Origin of the sequence: Massilia sp. IC2-476, from assembly GCF_020707295.1 — a bacterium.
Lineage (GTDB): Bacteria > Pseudomonadota > Gammaproteobacteria > Burkholderiales > Burkholderiaceae_D > Telluria.
The window spans coordinates 272,761-290,789 of sequence record NZ_JAJFER010000003.1 but is presented as its reverse complement, the minus strand read 5'-3'; the positions used below and the strand labels follow the sequence as shown (position 1 = coordinate 290,789).

The window sequence follows — 18,029 nt, the reverse complement described above, 5'->3', positions numbered from 1 at the left end:
CGGTGGAAATCCACGCATTTTGGCTCGCGCCGGCGTGCTATCGTGCCGGTTCCCCGACAAGCGTGACCCCGCATGAAGCGCCCTCATTTTCTGCTCGCACTGCTGCTGTGTTTTTCCCTTGCCGCGCCGGCGGCGCCGGACGAACCGGCCGCACTCGTACAATCGCTCGACCGCATCATCGCTGCGCGCTTCAAGCCGGAGCTGCCGGGCGTGGCGGCGCTGGTCGTCAAGGACGGCCGTCCCATCCTGCGCAAGGCCTACGGCATGGCGAACCTCGAACTGGGCGTCGTGGCGCGTCCCGAGCATGTGTTTCGCATCGGCTCGACCACCAAGCTGTTCACCGCGACTGCCATCATGCTGCTGGTCGACGACGGCAAGGTCGTCCTGGATGCGCCGGTCAAGCGCTACTTGCCGGACGCCCCGCCCCAGTGGGACAAGGTCACGATCGAACACCTGCTGACCCATACCAGCGGCATCCCGAACCTGTCGATGGACTCGGGCTACTGGCGCACCACCGCGCGGCTCGAACATACGCCCGCGGAGCTGGTCGACCCGGTGCGCACCCGCCCCCTCGAGAACGTGCCGGGGACCAGCTTCGCTTACAACAATACGGGCTACAACCTGCTCGGCCTGGTCATCGAAAAGGTATCCGGCGAAGGCTACTACGCTTTCCTGGAACGCCGCATCTTCAGGCCGCTGGAACTCCTGCACACGCGCGAAGGCAGCGACAGCCAGGTGATCGCGGGCCTGGTGACGGGCTACCGCAGCGGCCCTGCGGCTGCCTGGCCCCTCGCGTCAAGCAACTTCTATGCTGCCGGCGGCCTGGTAAGCACCGTCGACGATTTGGCGGCCTTCATGCTGGCGCTGCAGCCGGGGAAGCTGGTGTCACCGGCCGGTGTGAAGCGGATGAACACCAGCTACGTCCTGCCGAACGGGAAAGCCACCGATTATGGATTCGGCACCTGGCTGCGCACGGTCAACGGCAAGCGCCTGGTGGGACATGGCGGCTACGTCTTCAACTTCTACAGCCAGCTCGAGATGGATGTCGATTCAGGCATCGTCGCGGTCACCCTGCATAACGGCGACCGCTTCGGGGGCGACAACGAGGTCTTGAGCAAGCAGCTGATCTCGGAAGTGCAGACCTGGAAGGCCGATTAAGTCTCGCCGGAGAGCTTGCCCAGCGCCGCCTCCAGTTTTGCCGCCGGCAGCACGTAGCGGCCGTAGGCCACCCCGCGGATCGGGTCGAGGTCGCGGTCGCGCGTAAATCCGAGGCCAAGGTACATGCGCAGCGCCGACGCCATGATGGGACTGGTGTGCAGGCCCACCATTGGGGCGCCGTCACGCTGGGCTGCGCGCAGGCAGGCGGCCACCAGCCGCCGTCCGATGCCGTGGCCGCGATATGCCGGCGCCACCACCAGCATGCGGATGACTGACCAGTCTTCGGGAAAGATCGTGCTGCGCGGCCGGCCCGGGCCGACATGCACCACCGCGCCTGCGATCTTGCCATCGACCTCGCACACCAGCAGCTCTGCGCTGTCCGCCAGGGCCGCCATGCGACCGATTCCTTCATTGAACGAAGGCCAGTCCTGATAGAGATTCTGATACTGGGCAAAGGCCGCCTGTGCCACATGGTTGACGCCGTCGCAATCACCGTGGCTAAAGGGGCGCAGGACTGGATGCATGGGCGAGGCTCTCCTGTTCGGTCTCAGCTGAACAAGCAGTATAGTGTGAATCATCCCCAGCTTCAGCACCGAGCTCACGACCCGATGTCTTCCTGGACTCCTGTTCCCGATTCTTGCGAGGCCCGCGCCCTCGCCTTCGTGCGCGGCGCGAGCGCCGGCGGGCCGCTCGATCGCAGCCTGCGCATCACGCTGAACTTCCATCCGGACCGCCTGCACGGCGGTATCCCGATCCTGCAGGTCCTGGCGACCGAAGGCCTGTACCGCTCGCAGTTCGAAACGGGCACCAGCAATGGCGGCTTGACGGCGCACGTGGGGGGCGATCGCTGGCGCTGGGAGAGCCGGATGTTTAGCAGCGCCTACGACGAGGCCCTGCCAGACCGGCGGCCGAAGTACGGCGCGCTGAATCACCTGGGACGGGCCACAGGGGCTTCGCCGCGTTTCGGTTCGGCCCATTTCCGGCTCCGGCCCGAGCTCGCGGAGCGCGCCAGCTTCTGCTATCCGGACAGCGTGTTCGAGCCGGTCCACTTCGGTGTGCACGAGCGCTGTGACCTGGTGGCCCACGCTCTCGGCGACGACAGGGACCGGCTCGACGACTACGTCGAAGCCCACATACACGGTCCGCTGCGGCTGGCGGACGATGTGGAGGCACTGGTGCTCGATCCCTGCTACCGCGGCACGCAGGTCGAGCAACTGGCCCGGCGCCTGCCCTGCGCACTCGAATGGCATCCGGGATTTCGCCTGTCCCTGGACGCCTTGCGGCAGCATACCAATTACCGTGGACAGGAGATCGTCAATCTCGGTATGCGGCTGGTGCGCGATGGGTGGCTCGATCCTGCTTGTCTGGGGCACGCGGGTATCAAGGGGCGCGACGATCCGCAGCAGCTGAAAAAGGTCTGGCATATCCTTGCCAGGTTCGGCGACTTGTCCGCCGCTCGGCATGGGTAGAAAACGATGAGATCATCCCGCACATCGATCGTTGTTGCAGCAGCCTTACTGCTGTGCGCCTGCTCGGATGCCGGCCCTCGCGGGCGCAGGGCAGCGCGGCCGCTCACGGACTTCGATGCGCTCACGGTGGAGCAAACGGCCTGTCTGTTCAACTGCCCCGTCTTCGAAGTCAAGATTTTTTCCGATGGCCGGGTGCGCCATTCCGGCCCAAGCTTCGAGCACACGGGTGGCGCTCACGAATCCCGCATCGATGATCAAGGCCTGGCGCAGATCGCGAAAGCGCTGCGCGACGCGCGCCTCGACGAGATGCGCGACCGCTATAGTGAAGCGGCCGACGGCTGCGAGTTACTCGCCACCGACATGTCGACCATCCTTGTGAGCCTGAGCCGGGGCCGGGGATACCGCAACAAGAGCGTCGAAATCTATACCGGCTGCTTGGGTCCCAGCGTTCCAACCGAGCGCATCAACGCGCTCATCAAGGCGATCGACCCGGTTACCGGCACGGGTGCGCTGCTCGAGCAGCGGGAGCAAGCAGCCCGGATGAGGCAGCGCCCGGCCGGCGATAGCTTGCCAGGCCCGCGAGGCTGAAAAAGCAAAAGGCCGGGCCGCATCATGCAAACCCGGCCCTTGTTCGCTACCCTCCCGACGTGGATGGTTCAAGTCATGCTCAGTCAAGATATGAGGAGCATACCGTAGCGTGGTCGGCTATGCCGACCACGCTTCCAAATAATGCAGGAAACACCGCAGGCACTGTTCCGGCACCCGCTGAACGCGCGCACGGCAACGCCGCCTGTCGTGGCCCAGTGTCCCTACCCGGCCACGAACAGGTCCGGATGGCTCTCCGCGCATTCGCGCAGCAGGTTCCACACCACCTTTACCCGCCGCAGGCGGTACAGGTCGGTCGGCGCGGCCAGCCAGAAAGAGCGCTCGGCCTGGAAGCCCGGCAGCACCCGCACCAGGCGCCCGTCATCCGGCACCGCGTACGGCGGCGCCATCATCAGGCCCATGCCGAGCGAGGCCGCTTCCAGCTGTCCCGTCATGCCCGAGCAGCAGATACGGCGTCGCGGCGTGAATCCGAGTTCGTTGAGGTAGGAGAGCTCGCGGCTGGCCAGGCGGTCCTGCACGTAGTCGACGAAGTCGTGACGCACCAGGTCGGCCTGGGTGCGGATCGGCGGATGGCGCGCCAGGTAGATCGGCGAGGCGTACAGGTAGAAGTGAAAGGAAGCCAGGCGCGTGACCATGTAGCGGCCAGTGGTGGGCGGGTCGAGCATGACGCCCAGATCGGCCTCGCGGTTGGCCAGGTTGGCAAAGCGCGGCAGGTTCAATAGGTCGATCGACAGGTCCGGGTGCTGGGCCAGCAGGTCGGCCAGCAGCGGAGCCACCACCCTCACCCCGAATACTTCCGGCACCCCAAGCCGCACCACGCCGTGGGCCGCTACTTCCGCCCCGCCGATCTGCTCGGCCGCGGCCAGCGCCGCGCCTTCCATCGCTTCGGCATGCGGCAGCAGCGCCTGCCCCACCTCGGTCAGCTCGTAGCCCTCGCGCGACCGATCGAACAGGGTCGAACCGAGCTGCGCTTCGAGGCGGTCGATGCGGCGCGCCACGGTCGTGTGCTCCACTTCCAGCCGGCGCGAGGCGCCCGACAGGGTGCCGGCGCGGGCCAGCTCGAGGAAGAAACGCAGGTCGGTCCACTCGGGCAGCGTATTCATGGGAGCTTGTTTGAGATCAACATTCTCATATTGTGCACTGAGTTGTGCACTAGTGCACATTCCCCCTGCAATCATTTGGACGGTTTTCCATGCGGCAGCGCACAAACGGTGCGCCGCGATCGTTCACCCTCGCCAGGACACGCACTATGCATGTGCAGCGAGCTGTGCATTTTTGCACAACGGGGTGAGCGATTGTTGACTATCTAACCAAACCCAACCGAGGCACACTTCGAGCGTGCGAAAAACTGAACGCATGCCGCTTACAAAAATTAGGAGACAAGAATGCGTCTGACCAGGAACAAACTGAAGCTGCTGAACCCCGCCATCCAGTCTGCGGTGGCCCTGCTCGTCCTTTCGGGCGGCAACGTGGTCCATGCCCAGGAGGCGACCGGCGCCCCACCGGTGGCGAGCGCCGAAGAAGGCGTCAACAAGGTGGTGGTGACCGCCCGCCGGCGCGAAGAAACCCTGCAGGACGTTCCGGTCTCGGTCACCGCGTTCAGCGCCGACCAGCTGTCGAAGACCGCGACGCCGGACATTACGGCACTCGCACTGGCCCTGCCAAATACCACCCTGAAGTCCTCGCGCGCCACCAACTCGACCCTGACCGCCTTCATCCGCGGCGTCGGCCAGGCCGACCCGCTGGCCGGCTTCGAGTCCGGCGTCGGCATCTACATCGACGACATCTACCTGGCGCGCCCACAGGCCGCCGTCGCCGACATCTACGACGTCGAACGCATCGAAGTGCTGCGCGGCCCCCAGGGCACGCTGTACGGCCGCAACACCATCGGCGGCGCCGTCAAGTACGTGACCCGCAAGCTGGCGCCGCAACCTGATGCGCGCATCCGTGCCACTGTCGGCGAATACGGCCAGGCCGAGGTCGTTGCCACCGCCAGCACTCCGGTGTCGGAAACGGCACGCATCGGCGGCACCATCGCCCGCTTCAATCGCGACGGCTTCGGCAAGAACCTGACCACTGGCGGCGACAACTACGACAAGGACGTCAGCGCAGCGCGCCTGTCGGCCGAATTCACCCCGACCCCGGACCTGTTCATCCGCATCGCCGGCGACTACACCCAGGACGATTCCAGCCCGAGGAACGGTCACCGCCTGACCGTCGGACGCACCAGCGGCGCCCCGATCCTGAGCAACGTCTTCGACACCCGCGCCAACCTGATGCGCGCCCTGAACCACGACCAGCAAGTGAAGGCGCACGGTGTCTCGGCGACGGTCGAATACCAGATGAACAGCGACTGGTCCTTCAAGTCGATCACGGCTTCGCGCAAGGACAAATCGTACGCACCGATCGACTTCGACTCGCTCGCAGTGGTCGACATGGAAGTGCCAGCCCTGTACACCAACAAGCAGTTCAGCCAGGAATTCAACCTGACCTATACCGGGGACCGTCTCCAGGGCGTGGCCGGCGTCTACTACATCGATGCCAACGCCTTCAACAAGTTCGACACCATCCTCGGCGGCGCCGTGCCGACGTCGACCTATACGATGGGCGACGTCGACACCAAGGCCTGGGCCATCTACGCCGACGGCAGCTACAACGTCACCGATGCGTTCAGCGTGTCGCTGGGCGGCCGCTATACTGTCGACAAGCGCGAAGCCGAAGTGCTGCGCCAGATCTACCTGGGCGCCAACGGCAGCCCCGGCCTGGGCAATGCAGGCGCCGTACTGTTCCGCACCGACACCGACCTGCGTGGCGGCCAGCTCAAGCGCGAGGACAAGAAGTTCACCCCGCGCATCGCCCTGAACTACAAGATCAACCCCGACCACAACGTGTACGCGTCCTACTCCGAAGGCTTCAAGGGCGGCGGCTTCGATCCGCGCCTGAACGTCGTCGGCACCCGCATCCCGCTGTCGGTGGCGCGCGCCGGCTATGCCCCCGAGACGATCGAGACCTATGAGCTGGGCCTGAAGTCGGCCTTCAACGGCGGCCGCATCACCACCAACGCCGCGGTCTTCTTCAGCGACTACCAGGACGTTCAAATCCCGGGTTCGGTGGCGATCGACACCAACGGCGACGGCCGCGACGACAGCTTCGCCGGCGTGACCACCAACGCCGGCAAGGCCAAGATCAAGGGTGCGGAGCTGGAAGCCATCGCCAACATCACCCCGAACTTCATGATCGCGGGCATGTACAGCTATATCGACGCAGAGTACAAGGAATACTTCGCGGGCGGCGTCAACGTGGCCGCCCAGCGCACCTTCCAGAATACCCCGCGCAACTCGGCCAACCTGCGCTTCAACTACGACATTCCGATGGCGATCGCCGGCTACTCCGGCAAGTGGTCGCTGATCGGCAGCGCCTCGTACAAGGGCGCGACCGCCCAGTTCGAGACGGCGTCCGCGCTGGACCAGGAATCGTACAAGCTGTATGACGCGAGCATCGTCTGGACCCGCCTCGATGGCAAGGTCCGCGCCGGGCTGCATGGCAAGAACCTGAGCGACAAGCATTACCGCACCGGTGGCTACCTGTTCCCGACCCTGGGCAACGAAGGTACCCTGACCGCGTTCTACGGCAATCCGCGCCAGATCTCGGCAACGCTCGAGTACCGCTTCTAAGCCCGTAACGGGTACCCTGGCAGTACCGCCTGGCCGGCGCCCCCGATGCGCCGGCCGGGACGGGTGCAGCCTATTGACACGGCTCCGGCCGACCAGAACGACTCACAGGATGACAGCCAGCGTGTCCACTTTTACTGCAATCCGCTACACGAGCAGCGATGGGCTGGCGCTGTATGCACGCGACTATCCCGCGACCGTCGATGCCGGCGCAGATGCGAAGGTGACGGCCAGGCTGCCCGTCATCTGCATCCACGGCCTGACGCGCAATTCTGCCGACTTTGACGAACTGGCGCCGCTCGTCGCCGCCATGGGCCGGCGCGTGATCGCGGTCGACGTGCGCGGCCGCGGCCACTCGGCGCGCGATCCCAACCCCGCCAACTACAACCCGATGGTCTATGCCGGCGACATCATCAGGCTGATGGAGGCGCTGGGCCTGGCCCGCGCCGTGTTCGTCGGCACTTCGATGGGCGGCCTGATCACCATGACCCTGGCGGCGCGCCGTCTCGACCTGATCGCCGCCGCCGTCCTGAACGACGTCGGCCCGGTGCTGTCGGTGCGCGGTCTGCAGCGCATCGCCGGCTATGCGGGCCGCTGCAACGAACTCGCGAACTGGGACGACGCCGCCGCCTACCTGCGCGACATCAACGCCTGCGCCTTCCCCGACAACTCGGACGAGGAATGGGGCAAGTGGGCGCGCCGCGCGTTTGAACAGAAGGATGACGGCCAGCTGGCGCTGCGTTACGATCCGAATATCGCGACCGCGATCCAGACCGGCAAACTGCGTCCGACCTCGCTGGCCGCGCGCATGGCCTTCCGCCGGCTGGCGCGGCGCCGTCCCACCCTGCTGGTGCGCGGCGCGCTGTCCGACCTGGTCGAACCCGAACAGGCCAGCTGGATGCGCAAGGCGGCGCCGGAACTGCAGTACGCGGAAGTACCGAACGTCGGCCACGCGCCCATGCTCACCGAGCCGGAGGCGCTTGGCGCGATCCGCGCCTTCCTGGCCAAGCTACCGTAAAGAGAATCACAAGGAGACCGACATGAATTACCTGATCAAACCGCTGTCCATTGCCATCATGGCGGCGTTCGCAGCGAGCGCCGCGCCCGGCGTGTACGCACAGGGCAAAGACATCAAGATCGCCCTCATCGCCGGCAAGACCGGCCCGCTCGAGGCCTATGCCAAGGAAACCGAGACCGGCTTCATGATGGGCCTCGAATACCTCACTGGCGGCACCATGCAGATCAACGGCCGCAAGATCAAGGTGATCGTCAAGGACGACCAGTCCAAGCCGGACCTGGGCCGCACCCTGCTGGCCGAAGCCTACGGCGACGACAAGGTCGATATCGCGGTCGGCACCACCTCCTCCGGCTCGGCGATCGCCATGCTGCCGGTGGCGAAGGAATACAAGAAAGTGCTGATCGTCGAGCCGGCCGTCGCCGATGCCATTACCCAGGAAAAGTGGAACAAGTACGTCTTCCGCACCGCGCGCAGCTCGATGCAGGACGCGCTGGCCGCCGCCAGCACCTTCAAGAGCGGCAGCATCGGCTTCCTGACCCAGGACTACGCGTTCGGCCGCGACGCCATCGAAGCCGGCAAGGAAGCACTCAAGACCACCGGCAGCAAGGCTGTCGTGGTGCACGAGGAATACGCGCCCGCGAACGCCACCGATTTCACCGCGCCGGCCCAGCGCCTGTTCGACAAGCTGAAGGACAAGCCGCAGCCGCGCGTGCTGCAGATCGTCTGGGCCGGGCCCAACCCGCTGAACAAGATCGCCGACATGAAGCCGGAACGCTTCGGCATCGCGCTGGCGCCGGGCGGCAACATCCTGCCTGTGATGAAGACCTGGAAGAATTTCGCCGGCACCGAAGGGACCATCTATTACTACTATGGCTTCCCGAAAAACAAGATGAACGACTGGCTGGTGGCCGAACACAGCAAGCGCTTCAAGATGCCGCCCGACATGTTCACCGCCGGCGGGATGGCGGCCGCCGGCGCGGTGCATGCGGCGCTGACGAAGGCGCCGAACGCGAAGAACGGCGACGAGCTGGTGGCGGCGATGGAAGGCCTGAGCTTCCAGACCCCGAAAGGCACCATGAACTTCCGCAAGGAAGACCACCAGGCCATCCAGCCGATGTACCACTTCCGCATCAAGAAAGACCAGAAGAACGAATGGGACCTGCTGGAACTGGTGCGCGAGATCCCGGCATCCGAGCTGCCGCTGCCGGTGAAGAACAAGCGCTGACATGACCGTGCCAGCTTCGCAGCCCTCCCTGTCCACCCGCGACCTGACGATCCGCTTCGGCGGCCACGTCGCGGTCAACGGGGTCACGGCAGACTTCTACCCCGGCACCCTGACCGTCATCGTCGGTCCCAACGGCGCCGGCAAGACCACCTACTTCAACCTGGTGTCGGGCCAGCTGCCCGCCAGCGCGGGCAGCGTGATCGTCAACGGTCAGGACGTTACCAGGGCTGGCGCGGCGCGCCGCACCCGACTGGGGATCGGTCGCGCCTTCCAGCTGACCAACCTGTTCCCGCACCTGAGCGTGATCGAGAACGTGCGCCTGGCGGTGCAGAGCCGCGCCGGCCTGGGGCTGAACTTCCTGTCGATCTGGTCGAGCCACCGCGAACTGATCGCCCGCGCCGAGCATTACCTGGAACGCGTGGACCTGATGAAACGCCGCGACGCCTATGTGGGCACCCTGTCGCACGGCGACCAGCGCAAGCTGGAAGTGGCGATCCTGCTCGCGCTGGAGCCGGGCATCATGATGTTCGACGAACCGACTGCCGGCATGAGCGTCGACGAGGTCCCGGTGGTGCTGGACCTGATCCACGCGGTGAAACGGGATTCCAACAAGACCGTGCTGCTGGTCGAGCACAAGATGGACGTGGTGCGCGCCCTGGCGGACCGGATCATCGTGCTGCACAACGGCACCCTGGTCGCGGACGGCAATCCGCAGGAAGTCATGCAATCGAAGATCGTACAGGAAGCCTATCTTGGAACACCAGAATCTGCACACGCCGCCCATGCCTGAGCCGCTCCTGACGCTCAAGGGCGTCCACACCCACATCGGCCAGTACCACATCCTGCAGGGCGTGGACCTGACCGTGCCGCGCGGCGCCCTAGCGGTCCTGCTGGGCCGCAATGGCGCCGGCAAGACCACCACGCTGCGCACCATCATGGGACTGTGGAAGGCCAGCGCCGGTTCCATCATGTTCGAGGGCTGCGACATCAGCAAGATGGCCACGCCCGACATCGCCCGCCTCGGTATCGCCTACGTCCCGGAAAGCATGGCGGTGTTCTCGGACCTGACCGTGCGCGAGAACCTGTACCTGGCGGCCCGCAATGGTCCGCTGGACGCCGCGCGCGTGGACTGGATCTGCGGCTTCTTCCCGGCCCTGAAGAAGTTCTGGAACTACCCGGCGGGCAACCTGTCCGGCGGCCAGAAGCAGATGGTGGCGATCGCCCGTGCGATCGTCGAGCCGAGAAAGCTGCTGCTGGTCGACGAGCCGACCAAGGGCCTGGCGCCCGCCATCGTCCAGAGCCTGATGGCGGCCTTCCGCGAACTGAAGGACACCAGCACCACCATCCTGCTGGTCGAGCAGAACTTCAACTTTGTGCGCTCGCTGGGCGACACCGTCAGCGTCATGGACGACGGCCGCGTGGTGCACGCGGGCTCGATGGCGGCACTGGCCGGCGACGAGGAACTGCAGCAGCGCCTGCTCGGCCTGTCGCTCGACTCACATCAATAGGACGCACCATGAGCGCAACTCTTCCCCTCCCGGCCCAGGACACGCCACTACCCAGTGCGCCGCGCGACATCGCGCCGCTGCTGCTGGTGCCGGTGCTGATGCTGGCCATGCTCCCGCTGGTCGGCAGCTTCCCCACCTGGGTCACCCTGACCGTCGCCGGCCTGGCGATGGGCATGATGATCTTCATCATGGCGAGCGGCCTGACCCTCGTCTTCGGCCTGATGAGCGTGCTGAACTTCGGCCACGGCGCCTTTGTGTCGGTCGGCGCCTTTTCCGCCACCATGGTCCTGATTCCGATGCGCGGCTGGCTCGAGATGGATTCGCTGCTGGTCAACCTCGGCGTGCTGGCGCTGGCCATCACGGTCGCGATGCTGGTCACCGCCGTCATCGGCTGGGCCTTCGAGCGCGTGATCATCATGCCGGTCTACGGCCAGCACCTGAAGCAGATCCTGATCACCATGGGCGGCATGATCGTGGCCGAGCAGCTGATCCACGTGATCTGGGGCGCCGAGACCATCGCACTGCCGCTGCCCACCGCGCTGCGCGGCGCCATCTTCCTGGGTGACGCCGCCATCGAGAAATACCGCCTGGTAGCGGTGGTGGTGGGCCTGGTGGTGTTCGTCGGGATGTTCCTGACGCTGAACCGCACCAAGATCGGCCTGCTCATTCGCGCCGGCGTCGAGAACGGCGAGATGGTGGAAAGCCTTGGCTACCGCATCAAGCGCCTGTTCGTCACCGTGTTCGCGGCAGGCTCCGCCCTGGCCGGCCTGGGCGGCGTGCTGTGGGGCCTGTACAAGGAAACCCTGAACGCGGCCATGGGTGGCGAGATCATGGTCATGATCTTCATCGTCATCATCATCGGCGGCCTCGGCTCCGTGGGCGGCTGCTTCATCGGGGCCCTTCTGATGGCGCTGGTGGCCAACTATGCCGGCTTCCTGGCCCCAAAAGTAGCGCTGGTCTCGAACATCATCCTGATGATCGCGATCCTGCTGTGGCGCCCGGCCGGCCTGTATTCGAAGATGCGAGGTTGAACCCGATGCTGCACCGACTCCTATCCGGCGACATGCCGCGCAGCCGCGTCCTCTCCGCCGTGCTGCTCCTGATCCTGCTGGGACTGGCCTTCGCGCCCTTCCTGACCACGGGCGCGCGTCCGCTCAACACCGCCGCCACGATCTGCGTCTACATCGTGCTGGTGGCTTCCTACGACCTGCTGCTGGGCTACACGGGCATCGTCTCGTTCGCGCACACCATGTTCTACGGCATCGGCGCCTATGGCATCGGCCTCGGCCTGGCGCGCGTCGACGAACCGACCTGGACCGCGGCGCTGGGCGGCCTCGGCGTCGCCCTGCTGGTAGCGCTGCTGCTCGCCCTGGTGGTGGGACTGTTCGCCCTGCGCGTGCGCGCCATCTTCTACGCCATGATCACGCTGGCGGTGGCTTCGTCCTTCGCCGTGCTGGCCTCGCAACTGTCGGACTTCACCGGCGGCGAGGACGGCATCACCTTCAGCGTGCCGGAAGTGCTCTCGCCTGGCTTCACGCTGGTGGAGAACGAAGTATTCGGGCGCTCGATCGACGGCAAGCTGCTCACCTATTACCTGGTGTTCTTCGGCTGCCTGCTGCTGTTCCTGTTCCTGCTGCGCCTCGTGAACTCGCCCTTCGGCCGGGTGCTGCAGGCGATCCGCGAGAACGAGTTCCGCGCCGAGGCGCTGGGCTACCGCACCGTGGTCTACCGCATCTGGGCCAACTGCCTGGCCGCGCTGGTGGCGGCCCTGGCGGGCGCGCTGATGGCCCTGTGGCTGCGCTATGTCGGGCCCAAGACCTCGCTCGGCTTCGAGGTGATGACCGACATCCTCCTGATCGTCGTCATCGGCGGCATGGGCACCATGTATGGCGCGGTGGTGGGCGCTGCCCTGTTCATCATCGCCCAGAACTACCTGAAGGAACTGATGGGGGCCGGCTCCAGCGCGCTCGAAGGCGTGCCGGTGCTGGCGGCGGCGCTGCATCCGGACCGCTGGATGCTGTGGCTGGGGGTGCTGTTCATTCTGTCGATCTATTTCTTCCCCATTGGGATTGTGGGGAAACTGAGGTTGCGCAGTATTCTGTCGCGACAAAAATAAGCGGGCGCCCTGCCGCGTTCCAATTCGTAGCACCACGGCCTCCCGCGCGGAGGCCGTTTTGCTTTCCCTCGAATTAGTTCCGTTCCCGCCCTTGAGGCAGGCCGCGCTTGCACGCCGACGCATTGAATAAACATCAATGTGCGTTGCCTTCTTGCTCATAACATTAAGGCAACTATGGCCTCGTCGTCAGCCAGCGCGAGCGAACCACCATTCATCTGGCTCAGTCTGAAAGGGGAATCATGAAGCGACTTGCTAAGCCAAGCCGGGACAATCCCATGCCCAGCTTCAAATCCTTGCTCTTCCTGCCCTTGGTCGCGCTCTGCCTGCCAGCCTGCGCGGCGCAGAATGCCGCCTCCGCCCCACCCTCCCAGGGCCAGGCGCAGGGCCAGGGAATGGTCGTTGTGCGCGACGCCCAGACCGGCGAGCTGCGCAATCCCACCCCCGACGAGATGCGCGCCATGCAGCCGCCCGCGTCATCCGCCAAACTGGCACCAACCCAGCCGAGGATGGTCATTGGACAGGGCGGGCGCCGCTCGGTGCAGCTGGGTGAGCGCCACATGGTGTATTCGGTCGTGAACCGCGACAGCGAAGGCAAGCTCGCGGAACAGTGTGTCCACGGCCATGACGCCGCCACCAGCGCGATCGCGCAAGCAGCCGAGGGCAAGGCCAGGCCGGCCACCAAGCACGAGGAGCACAGCCATGAACGCCATTGAATCGCTGCGCCGGATTGCCGTCGCCCTGGCCTTCACGCTGGCTGGCGCCGGCGCGGCCCAGGCCGCCGCCGCCATCACCATCGTCAACCAGAATGCGCCGGGCGAAGGCTTCAACGACCCGACGCCGGCCAGGCCGGTCGGCGGCAACCGCGGTCGCACGCTCGGCGAGCAGCGCCTGATCGCCTTCCAGCACGCGGCCAACATCTGGGGCCGGACCCTCACCAGCAACGTTCCAATCCGCATCGGCGCCTCCTTCGTGCCGCTGGCCTGCACCGCCAGCGGCGCCGTGCTGGGCTCGGCGGGCGCCTACGAGATCTGGACCGATTTCCCCAACGCCCCGCGTGCCAACACCTGGTATCCGGCGGCGCTGGCCAGCAAGCTGGCCCGTACCGACCTGACGGCCCCAGCCGACCCGCACATCATCGCGCGCTTCAACTCCCGTCTCGGCCTGTTCCCCGATTGCCTGCCCGGTTCCGGCTTCTACCTGGGCCTGGACAACCGTGCCGGCGACCAGATCGACCTGGTCACCGTGCTGCTGCACGAGATGGCGCACGGCCTCGGCTTCCAGACCTTCACCGACGACGAGAGCGGCCAGCTGTTCTTCGGCATTCCTTCGGTGTGGGACTACCACCTGGTCGACAACCGCAACAACACGCCCTGGGTGGCCATGACCGACGCCCAGCGCGCCGCCTCGGCCATCACCTGGCGCGGCCTGTCGTGGGACGGCCCGAACGTCAACGCGGCCGTGCCGCGCGTGCTGGGGCCGCGTTCCAACCTCAACATCGGTGGCGCCAACGCCGGCAGGGCCGCGGGCGACTACTACGTGGGCGATGCCTCGTTCGGACCGCCGCTGGGCAGGCGTGCGGTGAGCGGCCAGCTGATGCCCGTGGTCGACCAGACCAACGGAACCGGCCTCGCCTGCGTGCCGCTCAGCGCCAGCAACGCGCGTGCGGTGCGAAACAATATTGCCCTCGTGGACCGCGGCACCTGTGACTTCGTGACCAAGGCGCGCAACGTGCAGGCTGCCGGCGCCATCGGCATGGTGGTGGTTGATAATGTGCCCGGCGACGTCGTCGGCCTGAGCGGCAACGACCCAAGTATCAGGATCCCGGCCGTGCGCATCACGCAGGCCGACGGCAATACCATCAGGGCCGTCCTCAAGAAGTGCTCGTGCAATACATCAGGCGTCATCGCCACCCTCGGCATCGACCGCACGCGCCTGGCCGGTGCCGACGACCGCCGGCGCATCCTGATGTACACGCCGAGCACCAACGTGCCTGGCTCCTCGGTGTCGCACTACACCACCGAGGCCAAGCCGAACCAGCTGATGGAGCCGTCCATCAATTCCGACCTGCAGCACGTGGTCAGGCCGCCGCGCGATCTGACCTTCCCGCTGCTGCGCGACATCGGCTGGTAAGCCCGCGTCGAGAGCAAGGGCAGGCGCGATCCGCCTGCCCAAGAAAAAAGCCGGCGTCCCCACGAGGGACGCCGGCTTCTTCAGAAATGCGTTCCGGATTCCGGACTTATTCCTGGCCCTTGCGCTTGAACGCTTCGACGCCGCTGGTGATCTCGGCCTTGGCCGCTTCCGCATCGGCCCAGCCTTCGATCTTGACCCACTTGCCCGGCTCGAGGTCCTTGTAGTGCTCGAAGAAGTGCTGGATCTGCTTCAGGCGCAGCTCTTCCAGGTCTTCCAGCTTCTGGATCTTCTTGTACATCGGCAGCACCTTCTCGACCGGCACTGCGATGACCTTGGCGTCGCCGCCGCCGTCATCGGTCATCTTCAGCACGCCCAGCGCGCGGCAGCGCACCACCACGCCCGGCGGCAGCGGGAACGGGGTGATCACGAGCACGTCGCATGGATCGCCGTCGTCGGCGATAGTTTGCGGCACATAGCCGTAGTTACACGGATAGTGCATGGCGGTACCCATGAAGCGGTCGACGAAGATCGCGCCGCTGTCCTTGTCGACCTCGTACTTGACCGGGTCGGCGTTCATCGGGATCTCGATGATGACGTTGAAGTCGTTCGGCACGTCTTTGCCGGCTGGGACGTTATTCAGGCTCATGGAATTCCTTGGTTGCTGAAGTTTCAATAAAGTGCGTCATTATAGCGAAAGCGGCAAGCGGATGGCGCATCGCGGAATCCGAGTACCCGTAGGGTGGGCGGCTCCACCATACGGGTTGATGAGCCGGGTTGGTGGATGCCGCCCACCGTACTCCAAACTCCCGCTAAATCAGAGAATACTGGCCAGCGCGCACTGCCGGTAATGGTTCGCCGCTTCCTGCTCCTGCCCCAGCGCTTCGTGCATCTGGGCCAGTTTCAGGTGGGCTTCGCGCACCATCGACGCTTCGGTCGCGTCCGACAGGGCCTGCTCCAGGTAGCGCTGAGCCTTGCCCCAGAGCTTTTGCTTGAGGCACAGCGAACCCAGGGTCAGCGCCAGCTCGGCGTCCAATGGACGCTCCTTGAGCCAGCTTTCGCAGCGCTCGATCTGGACCAGCAGGGTCGGCGAGCCGGCCGGGCCGGCCGCTTCGCGGTAGGCGCGCACCACGCAGTCGTCCCAGTTGGCCTTGAGCGCCTCTTCGGCAATGAGGCGCGCCTCGTCGTGCAGGCCGCAGGCATTGAAGGCGTTCGCCGCACGCGCCGCGATGAAGGGCACGCTGCGGTCGGCCTGGGGCACGCCGGCCCACACGCGGCGCAGCGATTCGGCATCGTGGCCGGGCGCGCCCAGCAAGGCTTCATAAGCCAGTTCGCGCAGGCGGCTCGAGAGCGCAGGATGCAGGGCCTTGCGCTTGTCCAGGATGCGCACCAGGCGCAGCACTTCCGGCCAGTTGCGCGCCTGCTGGTGCGCCTTCATCGACCATTGCAGCGCGTGGATGTGGCGCTGGCCGCTGGCGTTCAGTTCGGCCACCGCTTCCAGCGCGGCTTCCGGCTGGTGGTCGTCCACCAGCAGTTCGGTCACCGTCATCAGGCGCGCCGTCTTGAGAGAGGTGTCGTGCACGATGCCGGCGAGCCAGGCGTCGCGCCGCGCGGGCTCGCGCATGCGGTGCGCGGCCCGCGCGCCGATCAGGGCGGCCAGGCCGGCGTTTTCCGGCAGCTCGGCGGCGCGCATGGCGGCCTTTTCGGCGTGGCCGAAGCGCCCTTCGAACAAGGCCTTGAGCGCGTCGCGCAAGCCCTTGTTGCCGTCGCGTTCGCGCTTGCGCTGGCGGTAGGCGGCTACGCGCTCGGGCATCTTCAGGGTCGATTTCACGGCCCGCACCAGGCCGTACATCAGCATGAACAGCAGCGCCAGCAGCACCACGAACAGGTTGAGCGACATGTCGAGCCGGTGCGGCGGATAGAACAGCACCACGTTGCCCGGATTGAAGCGCGCCGTCACGGCGATGCCGATGGCCGCGGCCATCAGAGCGACTAACCAGAGAAGGAGCCGCATCTTATTGCTTCGCCTTGTAGTTGCGCACGGCGTTCAGGCTCTCGGACAGCGTCGGCATCTCGATCGTCAGGTTGTTCGCCTGCACCTGGCGCAGCGCCGACTGGGCCGACTGGGTGGCGCGGGCGCGCGTGTCGAAATACTTGAGCAGGATTTCCTGGCTGCTCGCCAAGTCGTCGCGGAAGCTCGCTTCGTTACGCGACAGCAGGGCCAGGCGCGCGTTCAGCAGGCGCAGCTTGAGGTTCTCGCGCACGAAGAAGGATTCGGTCGGCGACAGCATCAGCGCTTCCGGCGTCTCGACGCTGCGCACGCGCACCAGCTGGCGCACGTCGTCCCACATTTCCTGGCTCCAGTTGCGCCAGGTCTGGGTCATGCGCTGGCCGAGGCTCAGGTTCTCCGGCGCCGGCTCGGGCGCCTTCCCGCGGGTGCTGCGCACGGGCGCGGCCGGCAGCAGCGGCTTTTCGTCGGACAGCATCGGCAGCGTGTCCACCTGGGCGATCACATTGTCCAGGCGCAGCGCGACGCCGGCCAGGTCGACCGCCGGCATCGCCTTCAGGCGCTCGATGTCGGCGCCGATTGCGCGGCGGATGTTCAGGAACTGCGGCTTGTCCGAACGGCCCAGCGAGCGGTCGGCGTTGGCCAGCGCGATCAGGGCGCCCTGCACGTTGCCGGCCAGCTGCAGCTGCTGGCTGGCGGTGCTGAGCACCTGCTCGATCTCGGTCAGCGCCCACTCGTCGCGGTTCTTGGACAGGTCCTGGTACAGCTGCTCCAGCGCCAGCTGCTGGGTCTGGGCCTCCGACTGGCGGCTTTCCAGCACGCCGACCTTGATCTGCAGCTCCTTGGCCGTATCCGCCACCTCGCGCGCCAGCGCCGCGGTCTCGGCATTGATGGCGTTACCCTTTTGCAGGCTCTGCGCCATGTCGCGGCGCAGGTTGTTGATGCGGCTGTGCGAGCTCCAGGTCTGCACCGCCAGCAGCAGGGCGAGGATCGCCACCGCCGCCGGCAGCGGACGCTGCAGCGCCTGCAGCAGGCCCTGGCCGTTCGGCGCACGGGGCGGCGCCTTCTGGACGGCTACGCTGGCCGCCGGGATCTGTTCTGGATGTTGTGGTTGTTCGTTCAT

General features: G+C 66.0%; 17 protein-coding genes. 12 read left to right on the top strand and 5 right to left on the bottom strand.

From position 1 onward, the window contains the following. The first annotated feature begins 72 nt into the window (after positions 1-72). Entirely contained in the window at positions 73-1,158 is a 1,086-nt protein-coding gene (locus LK539_RS10280; protein WP_227800819.1) for a serine hydrolase, read from the top strand. Here the strand turns inward: LK539_RS10280 and LK539_RS10275 are convergent. Continuing rightward, positions 1,155-1,553 carry a GNAT family N-acetyltransferase gene (locus LK539_RS10275; protein WP_227800818.1) on the bottom strand — a complete coding sequence of 133 codons (399 nt, stop codon included), beginning with the start codon at positions 1,551-1,553 and terminating at the stop codon, positions 1,155-1,157. The two genes, LK539_RS10280 and LK539_RS10275, sit on opposite strands and share 4 nt — an antisense overlap. Before the next feature lie 213 nt (positions 1,554-1,766). Between LK539_RS10275 and LK539_RS10270 the strand changes: the two genes are divergently transcribed. Both LK539_RS10270 and LK539_RS10265 read left to right on the top strand, forming a co-directional pair. Beyond that, positions 1,767-2,627 (top strand): DUF3626 domain-containing protein, encoded by an 861-nt coding sequence (locus tag LK539_RS10270; RefSeq protein ID WP_227800817.1) that lies wholly within the window; start codon positions 1,767-1,769, stop codon positions 2,625-2,627. A gap of 6 nt (positions 2,628-2,633) precedes the next feature. After that, on the top strand, positions 2,634-3,215 hold the full coding sequence (locus tag LK539_RS10265; RefSeq protein WP_227800816.1) for a DUF6438 domain-containing protein: 582 nt from the start codon (positions 2,634-2,636) through the stop codon (positions 3,213-3,215). A gap of 221 nt (positions 3,216-3,436) precedes the next feature. Here the strand turns inward: LK539_RS10265 and LK539_RS10260 are convergent, their stop codons facing one another. Next, positions 3,437-4,336, bottom strand: coding sequence for a LysR family transcriptional regulator (locus LK539_RS10260; protein WP_227800815.1), 900 nt, complete (start codon positions 4,334-4,336; stop codon positions 3,437-3,439). 282 nt (positions 4,337-4,618) lie between these two features. Here LK539_RS10260 and LK539_RS10255 point away from each other — a divergent pair, with 282 nt between their 5' ends. From LK539_RS10255 to LK539_RS10215, 9 genes are all read left to right on the top strand, one after another. After that, a complete protein-coding gene (locus LK539_RS10255; RefSeq protein WP_227800814.1) occupies positions 4,619-6,907 on the top strand; it encodes a TonB-dependent receptor in 2,289 nt (762 codons plus the stop codon). Between the two features lie 121 nt (positions 6,908-7,028). Next, positions 7,029-7,922: an alpha/beta fold hydrolase gene (locus tag LK539_RS10250; protein ID WP_227800813.1), complete on the top strand. Its 894-nt coding sequence runs from the start codon at positions 7,029-7,031 to the stop codon at positions 7,920-7,922. A gap of 22 nt (positions 7,923-7,944) precedes the next feature. Next, entirely contained in the window at positions 7,945-9,147 is a 1,203-nt protein-coding gene (locus tag LK539_RS10245) for a substrate-binding domain-containing protein (protein WP_227800812.1), read from the top strand. Between the two features lies 1 nt (position 9,148). After that, complete coding sequence (locus LK539_RS10240) at positions 9,149-9,937, top strand: ABC transporter ATP-binding protein (protein ID WP_227800811.1); 789 nt, start codon at positions 9,149-9,151, stop codon at positions 9,935-9,937. Further along, positions 9,930-10,655, top strand: coding sequence for an ABC transporter ATP-binding protein (locus LK539_RS10235; RefSeq protein WP_227800810.1), 726 nt, complete (start codon positions 9,930-9,932; stop codon positions 10,653-10,655). The genes LK539_RS10240 and LK539_RS10235 overlap by 8 nt, the downstream gene beginning before the upstream one ends. An 8-nt stretch (positions 10,656-10,663) precedes the next feature. Next, entirely contained in the window at positions 10,664-11,686 is a 1,023-nt protein-coding gene (locus LK539_RS10230) for a branched-chain amino acid ABC transporter permease (RefSeq protein ID WP_227800809.1), read from the top strand. A 5-nt stretch (positions 11,687-11,691) separates the two neighbouring features. After that, on the top strand, positions 11,692-12,771 hold the full coding sequence (locus LK539_RS10225; protein WP_227800808.1) for a branched-chain amino acid ABC transporter permease: 1,080 nt from the start codon (positions 11,692-11,694) through the stop codon (positions 12,769-12,771). 239 nt (positions 12,772-13,010) lie between these two features. Further along, the gene (locus tag LK539_RS10220; protein ID WP_227800807.1) at positions 13,011-13,484 is read left to right on the top strand and encodes a post-PEP-CTERM-1 domain-containing protein; all 474 of its coding nucleotides are present in this window, start codon (positions 13,011-13,013) and stop codon (positions 13,482-13,484) included. Next, positions 13,471-14,901, top strand: coding sequence for a PA domain-containing protein (locus LK539_RS10215; protein WP_227800806.1), 1,431 nt, complete (start codon positions 13,471-13,473; stop codon positions 14,899-14,901). The genes LK539_RS10220 and LK539_RS10215 overlap by 14 nt, the downstream gene beginning before the upstream one ends. A 106-nt stretch (positions 14,902-15,007) precedes the next feature. Here the strand turns inward: LK539_RS10215 and ppa are convergent, their stop codons facing one another. From ppa to LK539_RS10200, 3 genes are all read right to left on the bottom strand, one after another. Continuing rightward, a complete protein-coding gene (gene ppa, locus LK539_RS10210) occupies positions 15,008-15,547 on the bottom strand; it encodes an inorganic diphosphatase (RefSeq protein ID WP_227800805.1) in 540 nt (179 codons plus the stop codon). Positions 15,548-15,715: 168 nt separating this feature from the next. Further along, positions 15,716-16,912 (bottom strand): heme biosynthesis protein HemY, encoded by a 1,197-nt coding sequence (locus LK539_RS10205; RefSeq protein WP_227800804.1) that lies wholly within the window; start codon positions 16,910-16,912, stop codon positions 15,716-15,718. 1 nt (position 16,913) lies between these two features. Next, entirely contained in the window at positions 16,914-18,029 is a 1,116-nt protein-coding gene (locus LK539_RS10200; protein WP_227800803.1) for a uroporphyrinogen-III C-methyltransferase, read from the bottom strand.